We start from the raw sequence: 10,361 nt of genomic DNA, 5'->3' as shown, positions 1-10,361 counted from the left end.
GATCATGTTTTTAACATAGTCGGCGTGGCCTGGGCAGTCTACGTGTGCGTAGTGGCGAGTCGGGGTGTCATATTCAACGTGAGACGTGTTGATGGTGATACCACGCGCTTTTTCTTCTGGTGCGTTATCGATCTGGTCGAATGCGCGAGCAGAACCACCGTAGGTTTTAGCCAGTACGGTAGTGATTGCAGCGGTCAGCGTTGTTTTACCATGGTCAACGTGGCCGATAGTACCGACGTTAACGTGCGGTTTTGTACGTTCAAACTTTTCTTTAGACATCGATTGTCCCTCTAAGACACGGATAAATCGGTGATATCACCACATCAACCAGGCGAAATGCCTGAACTGTTGAATACATTTAAATTGAAACAGAGAGAAACGGGAGGGAGAAGTGAAGTGGTGCTGATACCCAGAGTCGAACTGGGGACCTCACCCTTACCAAGGGTGCGCTCTACCAACTGAGCCATATCAGCACGTATTGGAGCGGGCAGCGGGAATCGAACCCGCATCATCAGCTTGGAAGGCTGAGGTAATAGCCATTATACGATGCCCGCATCCTGAAACTCGGCTACCCAGTTCTTTCTGTAACAAAAAAAGAGATTTCTCTCTTTTTATGTTCGAGCTGGTCGATTTTTCCAACCAACTCCGGCGGCGTTAACGCTGCCAGAAAGTGGTGGTGGGGGAAGGATTCGAACCTTCGAAGTCTGTGACGGCAGATTTACAGTCTGCTCCCTTTGGCCGCTCGGGAACCCCACCGGACTTGATGGTGCCGACTACCGGAATCGAACTGGTGACCTACTGATTACAAGTCAGTTGCTCTACCTACTGAGCTAAGTCGGCATCAAGTAGCGCGCATTCTATGGAGACATGCGCAGTCATGCAACTAAAAAATTGCATAAAACGTTCTTTCGCTCACATTTTATGCGAAAGAAGCGCTGAGTGCTGTAAAAACAGTCATGCACGGTCAAATATGCAGCAAGAACAGGCGATTTACCTCGTCAATGCGCTAGCGTGACGGCTCCCGCGTAAGCATCGCTTGCCCATATTTTTTCTTATTATTCCTGTCATCTGGTGTTAACCTCCTGCCCATTGTCCAAAATTAACTATGTGATGAGCCACGGCGGGCGGTTTTGTCGATGACTCACAGAAGCATGCTTATGAGCAAAAAAGAGCAAACGTTAATGACGCCTTATCTTCAGTTTAACCGCAGCCAGTGGGCTGCTCTGCGTGACTCCGTCCCGATGACGCTGACGGAAGGTGAAATCGCACGGTTAAAAGGGATAAATGAAGATCTCTCGCTGGAAGAAGTGGCAGAAATTTATTTGCCCCTCTCTCGCTTGCTTAACTTCTATATCAGTTCCAACCTGCGCCGCCAGGCCGTACTGGAGCAGTTTCTCGGCACTAACGGCCAGCGCATTCCTTATATCATCAGTATTGCAGGCAGCGTGGCGGTGGGTAAAAGCACGACCGCGCGCGTGCTGCAGGCGCTGCTGAGCCGCTGGCCGGAGCACCGCAGCGTTGAGCTGATCACCACCGACGGCTTTCTGCATCCGAACGAAGTATTAAAAGAACGCGGCCTGATGAAGAAGAAAGGCTTCCCTCTTTCTTATGATATGCATCGGCTGGTGAAGTTCGTCTCTGATCTGAAGTCAGGTGCGCCTAACGTTACCGCACCGGTTTACTCACACCTGATTTACGACCGCATCCCGGACGGGGATAAAACGGTGGTGCAGCCGGACATTCTGATTCTGGAAGGATTAAACGTTCTGCAAAGCGGAATGGATTATCCACACGATCCTCATCACGTGTTCGTCTCCGACTTCGTCGATTTCTCTATATATGTCGATGCGCCGGAAGATTTACTGCAAAGCTGGTATATCAACCGCTTCCTCAAGTTCCGCGAAGGGGCGTTCACCGATCCTGATTCTTACTTCCATAACTATGCCCAGCTCTCTGAAGAAGAAGCCGTTAACGTGGCGACAGGGCTATGGAATGAGATCAACTACGTGAACCTCAAAGAGAACATCCTGCCGACGCGCGAGCGCGCGAGCCTGATCCTCACCAAAAGTGAGAAACACGCCGTCGACCAGATTCGTTTGAGGAAGTAATCAAGCAGATAAAAAAACCGGCTCAGCGCCGGTTTTTTTGTTTATGCATGCGGCTTTTCGCCGTTTTCATCCTGGTCGACTGCAAAGCAGGCCACCAGCTGTCCGCCGTAATCCTTGAGCTGCGGCTGCAGCTGCGTGCATGGGCCAAAACGACGACGGCAGCGGGCGTTGAACGCACATCCCGGAGGCGGATTCAGCGGGCTTGGCAGCTCGCCGGTCAGCTTGATACGCTCGCGACGGTCGTCCGGGTTCAGGCGAGGCGTCGCGGAGAGCAGCGCCTGGGTGTACGGGTGACGAGGGTTATTGAAGATCTGGTCTTTCGTCCCCTTCTCCACGCAGCGGCCCAAATACATCACCATCACTTCATCAGCAATGTGCTCCACCACCGACAGATCGTGGGAAATAAACACGTACGACAGCCCCAGATCCTGCTGCAGATCCATCATCAGGTTCAACACCTGCGCGCGAACGGAAACGTCGAGCGCGGAAACCGGCTCGTCGGCAATCACCACGTCCGGGTCGAGCATCAGGCCGCGGGCAATCGCGATACGCTGGCGCTGGCCGCCGGAGAACATGTGCGGATAGCGATCGTAATGTTCGGTTTTCAGGCCAACTTTCGCCATCATCGCCAGCGCTTTTTCACGGCGCTGCTCTTTGCTCAGATTGCTGTTAATCAGCAGCGGCTCTTCCAGAATCTGCCCCACTTTTTTGCGCGGGTTCAGTGAACCGTACGGGTTCTGGAACACAATCTGGATTTTTTGGCGACGCAGCTTCTGCGCCTGCGGATCGTGCTTGAGCAGATCCTGGCCCTGATAGTAAAGCTCGCCGCCGGTTGGCACTTCAATCATCGTCAGCAGACGGCCCAGCGTGGATTTCCCACAGCCGGACTCCCCTACCACCGCCAGCGTTTTACCGCGTTCGAGGGTAAAGGAAACGCCGTCCAGCGCTTTCACCAGGCGCTCCTGGGCAAACAGCCCCTTCTTCACCGGATAGTGTTTTTTCAGGTCGATGGCCTGCAACAGCAGTTGTTGCGTACTCATAGTGTTGGCCTCCCGGCATCATCGAGTGGGTAGTGGCATTTGGACTGGCGACCGTCCGCTAACAGGTTCAGCTCCGGTTCTTCTGCGCGGCATTTGTCCGTCGCATACGGGCAACGCGGGTTAAGCAGACAGCCCTGCGGACGGTCATATTTACCCGGCACGACGCCCGGCAGCGACGCCAGACGCGCTTTGTCCTGCGCAAACTCAGGCAGCGCGCGCAGCAGTGCCTGGGTATACGGATGACGCGGCGCGCGGAAGATGTCGTGCGAGCTTCCGGTTTCCACTACCTGCCCTGCATACATCACGATGATTTTGTGTGCCGCTTCGGCCACCAGCGCCAGGTCGTGCGTAATCAGCACCAGCGCCATATTCTCTTTCTGCTGCAGTTCCAGCAGCAGCTCGATGATTTGTGCCTGAATGGTGACGTCCAGCGCGGTTGTCGGTTCGTCCGCAATCAGCAGCTTTGGCCGACAGGCAATCGCCATTGCGATCATCACGCGCTGGCTCATCCCGCCCGACAGCTGGTGCGGGTAAACGTCCAGACGCGATGCCGGATCGGGAATACCCACCTGCGTCAGCAGATCGATAGCGCGCTGGCGCCGAGTTTGCTTGTTACCGCCCTGATGCACCTTAATCGCTTCCATAATCTGGAAGCCGACCGTATAGCAGGGGTTCAGGCTGGTCATTGGGTCCTGGAAGATCATCGCCACTTCCGCGCCGACCAGCTGGCGGCGCTGCTTCTCGGAAATACGTTGCAGATCCTGACCGTTGAATTCCAGGCTTTCCGCCATTACGCGGCCTGGATAATCAATTAGCCCCATGATCGCCAGCGAGCTGACTGACTTACCGGAACCGGACTCCCCTACGATGCCAACCACTTCGCCCTGATTTACGCTGTAGCTAATGCGGTCCACGGCGCGAAACGGTGTGCCTTCGTCACCGAAGTGCACCGATAATTTATCAACATTTAATAACGCCATCTCGTGCCTCTTACTGCTTCAGTTTGGGATCAAGTGCATCACGCAGACCATCACCCATCAGGTTAAATGCCAGCACCGTCAGCAGAATCGCCAGACCCGGGAAGGTGACGACCCACCAGGCGCTTTGCGCGAACTGCAACACGTCGGAGAGCATGGTGCCCCACTCCGGTGTTGGCGGCTGCGCACCCATGCCAAGGAAGCCAAGAGCGGCCATATCGAGAATGGCGTTTGAGAAACCGAGCGATGCCTGAACAATCAGCGGCGCAAGGCAGTTAGGAAGAATATTGACGAACATCTGGCGCATTGCACCGGCGCCAGCCACGCGGGAAGCGGTCACATAGTCGCGGTTCACCTCGACCAGCACGGCCGCACGGGTTAATCGGACGTAGTGCGGCAGCGCAACGAACGTCAGCGCGAGCGCGGCATTGCCTATCGAAGGTCCAAAGACCGCGACAAGCACCAGCGCAAGCAGCAGGCTTGGCAGCGCCAGCATGATGTCGACGATACGCATAATGACGTTATCAACGACGCCGCCGAAGTAGCCCGCCACCAGACCGAGCACCACGCCCATGATCAGCGACAGCACAACAACGAGACAGCCCACCAGCAGCGACAGACGCGCACCGTACATCAGGCGCGACAGCACGTCGCGACCCACGTCATCTGTACCCAGCAGGTGCGCAAAACTCCCCCCTTCCTGCCAGAACGGCGGTACCAGCAGTGAATCACGGAACTGATCCGCCGGGTTGTACGGCGCAAGCACGTTAGCGAACACCGCAATCAGGATCATGATGGTGACATACACCAGCCCTACGACCGCGCCTTTATTGCGCTTGAAGTAGTGCCAGAACTCCTGCAGCGGCGTCATGGGTACCGGTGCAGCGACCACTTTATTTTGAGTAACTTGTGACATGATGGCCCCTTACTTCTTATGACGAATACGCGGGTTCACCACGCCGTACAGCAAATCGACCAGCAGGTTGACGAGGATAATCATCGTCGCGACCAGCAGCACACCGCCCTGCACAACCGGATAGTCACGGCGCTGCAGTGCATCAATCAGCCAGCGTCCAAGGCCCGGCCAGGAGAAGATGGTTTCCGTCAGGATCGCCCCTGCCAGCAACGTTCCCACCTGCAGGCCGATAACGGTCACCACCGGCAGCATGGCGTTACGCAGAGCATGAACGATGATCACGCGCATACGGGTTAACCCTTTGGCACGCGCGGTACGGATGTAGTCTTCGCCCAGCACTTCCAGCATCGACGAACGGGTCATACGCACGATCACCGCCAGAGGAATGGTGCCCAGCACCATCGCAGGCAGGATCATGTGGGCGACGGCATCAATGAAGTTGCCCTCTTCGCCCCAGATGGCCGTGTCGATCAGCATAAAGCCGGTCAACGGATTGGTATCGTCGAGGAAGACCATGTCGCTAACGCGTCCGGAGACCGGCGTCAGGTTCCATTGCACCGAAACCAGCATAATCAGCATCATGCCCCACCAGAAGATAGGCATGGAGTAGCCGGTCAGCGCCAGGCCAACGGCGGTATGATCGAAGATAGAACCACGCTTAACGGCAGCCAGCACCCCTACAGGGATACCCACCGCAGTGGCAAAAATCATGGCGCAGACGCCCAGTTCCAGCGTCGCTTTAAAACGCGGCACGAACTCGTCCCACACCGGGAGACGGCTTTTGAGTGAAATCCCTAAGTCGCCGTGCAAGACACCCCAGATATAGTGGAGGTATTGCTGCCACATCGGCTTATCGAGGCCGAGCTCTGCCAGCAGCTGCGCATGACGCTCAGGGGAGATACCACGCTCGCCCGCCATAATCATTACCGGGTCGCCGGGGATCATATGGACGAAGGCAAAAGTGAGAAGGGTGATACCGATAAACGTGGGGATAACAAGCCCCAGACGTCGGAGGATGAACTGCAACATAACCCGGATTCTCTCTGAAGACGCACGACAGTGGCGTGACGTCTGTATTGCTCACAAATGTAAATTCCCTCTCCCCGTGGGAGAGGGTTAGGGTGAGGGGATGCATGCAAGACCCTCACCCCTGCCCTCTCCCAAAGGGAGAGGGAGAACACCCTACTTATTATTCAACCGATACGTTTTCGAAGTGGTGTTTGCCCAGCGGATCAACCACGTAGCCCTTCACTTCTTTACGCACTGGCTCGTACACGGTGGAGTGAGCAACAATCAGCGCCGGAGCCTGATCGTGCATTACAACCTGCGCCTGCTTGTACAGCTCAATACGTTTGTTGTGATCGTCGGTCGCACGCGCCGGCTGGATCAGGTCTTCAAACGGCTTGTAGCACCAGCGGGAGTAGTTGGAACCGTCTTTCGCTGCCGCACAGCTGAACAGGGTGGCGAAGAAGTTGTCCGGGTCCCCGTTGTCGCCGGTCCAGCCCATCATCACCGCCTGGTGCTCACCCGCTTTGGCGCGCTTCAGGTACTCGCCCCACTCGTAGGTCACAATTTTGGCCTGAACGCCAATCTTCGCCCAGTCAGCCTGAACCATTTCCGCCATGCGACGTGCGTTCGGGTTGTACGGACGTTGAACAGGCATCGCCCACAGCTCAACGGTAAAGCCTTTATCCTGGCCTGCTTCTTTCAGCAGCGCTTTCGCTTTCTCAGGATCGTAAGTGTAGTCCTTAATGTCGTCGTTATAGCCCCACATGGTTGGTGGGATCAGGTTCTTGGCGGCTACGCCTGCACCCTGATAAACGGCTTTGATGATCGCTTCTTTGTTCACCGCGTAGGTCAGCGCCTGACGCACTTTCACGTCATCAAACGGTTTCTTCTCGGTGTTGAAGGAGAGATAGCCCACGTTCAGGCCAGCCTGCTCCAGCAGGTTGATGTTTTTGTCCTGCTTCATGCGAGCAATATCAGCCGGGTTCGGGTACGGCATCACCTGGCATTCATTCTTCTGCAGCTTAGCGTAACGTACGGAGGCGTCAGGGGTGATAGAGAACACCAGGCGGTCGATCTTCGGCTTGGTGCCCCAGTAACCTTCAAACGCTTTGTACAGAATGCGGGAATCTTTCTGGTACTGCAGCAGCTGGAACGGGCCGGTACCAATTGGGTTCAGATCCACTTTTTCCGGCGTGCCGGCTTTCAGCATGTTGTCCGCATATTCTTTAGAGAGAATAGAGGCGAAGTCCATTGCCAGGTCAGCAAGGAATGGCGCTTCCGGGCGAGACAGCACGAACTGAACGGTGTTGTCGTCCACTTTCTTCACTTCAGCGATCAGGTCTGGCAGGCCCATCCCCTCGAAGTATTCATAGCTGCCGCCAGACACTTTATGGTACGGGTTCTGAGCGTTTTTCTGACGGTCGAAGGAGAACACAACGTCGTCGGCGTTAAAGTCGCGCGTTGGTTTGAATTCTTTGCTGTCCTGCCACTTCACGCCCTGGCGCAGGTGGAAGGTATAGGTTTTGCCGTCTTCGCTGACGTCCCACTTCTCTGCCAGGCCCGGAATCACTTCCGTGGTACCGGTTTTGAATTCAACCAGACGGTTATAGATAGGTACAGAGCTTGCGTCGTACGTTGTACCAGAGGTAAAGAGCTGTGGGTTAAAGCCTTCCGGCGAGCCTTCAGAACAGTAAACCAGGGTTTTTGCCTGTACGCTTGCTGCCACGGTCATAGCCACCAGGCTCAGACCAAGCTTCAGCATCCCTGACTTCTTCAAGGAAATACTCATTATTCTGCTCCAATGTGATGTTTTGCTTTGTTGTGTTACGCCGCCTGACCTTTATTTATTTTTTACCCGGTCTGGTCGGTGATGCCCGAAGGCGTTAAAGGGATGGAGAATCCTTTCAGAAGAGCGTTTGAGTTGCAGCGCAGATCGTCCCTGAAATGCCCCTCGTGCCCTACAATCTGTCAACAGAATGTGAAAACGTCAATACAGGTGACGGGGATTTACGCGGAGTGTGAGAAACCGCAAACAAAGATTAAAAAAACCTACAGCGGCAGTTTTCAGCAGGGAAATTTATGCTACTCGTTATCTTGCAGCACAAATATCTTCATATTTCGCAACATCCAGTGATTAACTTTTATTCAGAACGGGTAAATTTTCTTGCAGAATGGTGATTATCTGAGCACTAAATTCCGCGAACGTTAAAACGCACAGCGAAAAATGCTGAGGTTATCCATAAGCAACGCGAAAAAAGATCAATCCATATATAAAAAAATACAATGGATAATGTCACAAAATCGTTAACAGGCAGGGTGAAGCAGGGCTAAGGGGCATTTTGATGAATCGGGTTGGCTAACGCCATAATGCAAAAAGGGCTAACCTTGCGGTTAGCCCTTTTTTAAATGTGGTCGGCGAGAGAGGATTCGAACCTCCGACCCACTGGTCCCAAACCAGTTGCGCTACCAAGCTGCGCTACTCGCCGAATGCGGAGCGCATCTTACTGCTGCGGTGCGCACCCGTCAATCCCTTAATTTAAAAAAGCCATTCAACTGGCGATATTCTCGCCAGAGTCCTTACTGGGCGGCTTTCGTGGCGTTTGCGGGAAGCTTACACCAGTTGTTATTTTCGTTAATGCCACCGTCTGGCGACGTGTAGCCCAGGCATCCCATAATGGTGTCGTACAGTTCTACGTGGCGACGCGGTACCTTCATTTCCGCCTCTTTTTTCAGGTGAGCAAACATCTGTGCTTTCTCCGGATCTTCCAGGTACTTGTCAGACATCCACACCATCATCGGGACGCGGAACTGCTCTGGCGGCGCCATCTTGCGCGGCGTACCGTGCAGGTGCTCAAATTCGTTGATAGATTCACCGTGGTCCGCAGCATAAAACACAATCGCTTTCTTATCGCGAACCTGGTCAATCACCGTATCGATAAAGTGGTCAACGTAGGTGACGGAGTTATCGTAGGAGTTAATCAGCTGCTCTTTGGTACAGTCTTTATCCACGCCCACGCACTCTGGCGTCCATTTGGCGAAGCTGCGCGGATAGCGCTGGGTGTAGTTAAAGTGGGACCCTTTGGTATGCAGGATGATCATGTGCTTACCGTCCGGATTACCGTTCAATGAGTTCTTCATCTCATCAATCAGCAGCATGTCATCAACCGCCTTGCCACGGTTACGCGGCTCAGCGCCAATCTGCTCGCGGTAGGAGATATTCTGCGCCATGGTGTTGCTGTAGAACCACATCTCGCTTTGCATCGCATAGAGGTCGGAGGTAAAGCCGAGCTGATGGAGCACAGAGAATACGTTCTGCTCTTTCAGGGTGCGCTGCGGGTTATCGCTCGCCCCGCCTTCGCGGACGAACATACAGCGCAGCGAGAGCTTCGTCGCCGTATCGCAGGAGTAGCCGCGATAGGCAATCAGGTTTTTCTCCTGTGCCAGCTTCGGCGTGGTATCACGGTCATAGCCCAGAATGCCCATGTGATCCCAGCGGGTGGTTTCACCGATGATAAAGACAACGTAGGTGTCATCGATATCTTTCGGCGCGGTATAGGTAAATTTCTTCGCCGGATTCATCAGCGATTTATTGTCTGAAGATTCATCCACCTGCGCCCACGCATACAGCCCCAGCGCGGAGATCCAGTTCGATGGCAGGTAAGAGTTTGCCACCACGCCGCCGTAGCTTGGCATATCAACGCCAGAGGTGCGTTCATCGTACTTCTGCTTCACATCCAGCAGGCGAATTGGCCCCCAGACCATCAGCCCGGCCAGCAGCACAATCGCGACGCTCCTGAAGCGTTTACCCGGCGTGCGGATCTGGTGTACCAGCGTGTAGCGGCAGCGGTTGCTCCAGATGAGCAGCAGCGGCAAGGCGCTCACCGCCACCAGCCAGAGAATAAAGTGCAGGCCAACGACCTCTTTGGAGAGATCGATATCCGTGGTCATCACTGAGGCAATAATGCCGTAGCCAATCACCACGTTCATAAAGGTCATGTAATAGCTGGCCCCCGCCGAGCACAGCACGATAAACGTTGCCAGCACTCGCCACACGCGGCGGCCAAACAGAGTAAGAATACGGAGTAAAAAGAAGGTGACCAGTACCGCAGCGACCAATTCGACAACCGCTGCAATTCCTTTCCAGGCGGTAAAATCTTGCGCGTAACCGTCAAACCGACGGATAAAGACTGCGCCATTCATAAACAGGCCGATGTACAACGCCAGCAAAAAGCAGAGCTTTTGTTGCGCCATCGATTTAATGTATTTCATGCAAGCTACCCGGAAAAAGGGATGGTATTGCTGTTCACTTTTG

At 54.4% G+C, this 10,361-nt stretch carries 8 protein-coding genes and 5 tRNA genes; 1 reads left to right on the top strand and 12 read right to left on the bottom strand.

The features are described from left to right. The 5 genes from E0L20_RS15655 to E0L20_RS15635 all read right to left on the bottom strand — a co-directional run. Positions 1–279 (bottom strand): GTP-binding protein (locus E0L20_RS15655; protein ID WP_032442743.1); only part of this gene is annotated, 279 nt, incomplete at its 3' end. 118 nt (positions 280–397) lie between these two features. Next, positions 398–473: transfer RNA gene (locus E0L20_RS15650), tRNA-Thr, on the bottom strand. Positions 474–479: 6 nt separating this feature from the next. Then, a tRNA-Gly gene (locus E0L20_RS15645) sits at positions 480–554 on the bottom strand. 117 nt (positions 555–671) lie between these two features. Continuing rightward, a tRNA-Tyr gene (locus E0L20_RS15640) sits at positions 672–756 on the bottom strand. A gap of 8 nt (positions 757–764) precedes the next feature. After that, positions 765–840 (bottom strand) — tRNA-Thr (locus E0L20_RS15635). A gap of 317 nt (positions 841–1,157) precedes the next feature. Between E0L20_RS15635 and coaA the strand changes: the two genes are divergently transcribed. Continuing rightward, on the top strand, positions 1,158–2,108 hold the full coding sequence (coaA, locus tag E0L20_RS15630) for a type I pantothenate kinase (RefSeq protein ID WP_131634742.1): 951 nt from the start codon (positions 1,158–1,160) through the stop codon (positions 2,106–2,108). Between the two features lie 41 nt (positions 2,109–2,149). On the opposite strand, the gene dppF is transcribed toward coaA, so the two are convergent. From dppF to eptB, 7 genes are all read right to left on the bottom strand, one after another. After that, positions 2,150–3,148 (bottom strand): dipeptide ABC transporter ATP-binding subunit DppF, encoded by a 999-nt coding sequence (dppF, locus tag E0L20_RS15625; protein WP_131634741.1) that lies wholly within the window; start codon positions 3,146–3,148, stop codon positions 2,150–2,152. Next, positions 3,145–4,128 carry a dipeptide ABC transporter ATP-binding protein gene (gene dppD / locus E0L20_RS15620; protein WP_131634740.1) on the bottom strand — a complete coding sequence of 328 codons (984 nt, stop codon included), beginning with the start codon at positions 4,126–4,128 and terminating at the stop codon, positions 3,145–3,147. The genes dppF and dppD overlap by 4 nt, the downstream gene beginning before the upstream one ends. Before the next feature lie 10 nt (positions 4,129–4,138). Further along, entirely contained in the window at positions 4,139–5,041 is a 903-nt protein-coding gene (gene dppC, locus E0L20_RS15615; protein WP_131634739.1) for a dipeptide ABC transporter permease DppC, read from the bottom strand. 9 nt (positions 5,042–5,050) lie between these two features. Further along, complete coding sequence (dppB, locus tag E0L20_RS15610) at positions 5,051–6,070, bottom strand: dipeptide ABC transporter permease DppB (protein ID WP_063145377.1); 1,020 nt, start codon at positions 6,068–6,070, stop codon at positions 5,051–5,053. A gap of 160 nt (positions 6,071–6,230) precedes the next feature. Continuing rightward, a complete protein-coding gene (gene dppA, locus E0L20_RS15605) occupies positions 6,231–7,838 on the bottom strand; it encodes a dipeptide ABC transporter periplasmic-binding protein DppA (protein ID WP_131634738.1) in 1,608 nt (535 codons plus the stop codon). A 620-nt stretch (positions 7,839–8,458) separates the two neighbouring features. Beyond that, a tRNA-Pro gene (locus E0L20_RS15600) sits at positions 8,459–8,535 on the bottom strand. Between the two features lie 91 nt (positions 8,536–8,626). Continuing rightward, positions 8,627–10,318: a kdo(2)-lipid A phosphoethanolamine 7''-transferase gene (eptB, locus tag E0L20_RS15595; protein WP_131634737.1), complete on the bottom strand. Its 1,692-nt coding sequence runs from the start codon at positions 10,316–10,318 to the stop codon at positions 8,627–8,629. Between the last annotated feature and the right edge of the window lie 43 nt (positions 10,319–10,361).

This window comes from Enterobacter wuhouensis (genome assembly GCF_004331265.1).
GTDB classification, from domain to species: domain Bacteria; phylum Pseudomonadota; class Gammaproteobacteria; order Enterobacterales; family Enterobacteriaceae; genus Enterobacter; species Enterobacter wuhouensis.
Note: the sequence above shows the minus strand (reverse complement) of the source record. Positions and strands in the feature narration are given on the sequence as shown.

What these genes read in the sequence shown, in the direction of transcription:
- coaA (WP_131634742.1), top strand. Translation starts at nt 1,158, where the DNA reads ATGAGCAAAAAAGAGCAAACGTTAATGACGCCTTATCTTCAGTTTAAC.
- dppF (WP_131634741.1), bottom strand. Translation starts at nt 3,148, where the DNA reads ATGAGTACGCAACAACTGCTGTTGCAGGCCATCGACCTGAAAAAACAC.
- dppD (WP_131634740.1), bottom strand. Translation starts at nt 4,128, where the DNA reads ATGGCGTTATTAAATGTTGATAAATTATCGGTGCACTTCGGTGACGAA.
- dppC (WP_131634739.1), bottom strand. Translation starts at nt 5,041, where the DNA reads ATGTCACAAGTTACTCAAAATAAAGTGGTCGCTGCACCGGTACCCATG.
- dppB (WP_063145377.1), bottom strand. Translation starts at nt 6,070, where the DNA reads ATGTTGCAGTTCATCCTCCGACGTCTGGGGCTTGTTATCCCCACGTTT.
- dppA (WP_131634738.1), bottom strand. Translation starts at nt 7,838, where the DNA reads ATGAGTATTTCCTTGAAGAAGTCAGGGATGCTGAAGCTTGGTCTGAGC.
- eptB (WP_131634737.1), bottom strand. Translation starts at nt 10,318, where the DNA reads ATGAAATACATTAAATCGATGGCGCAACAAAAGCTCTGCTTTTTGCTG.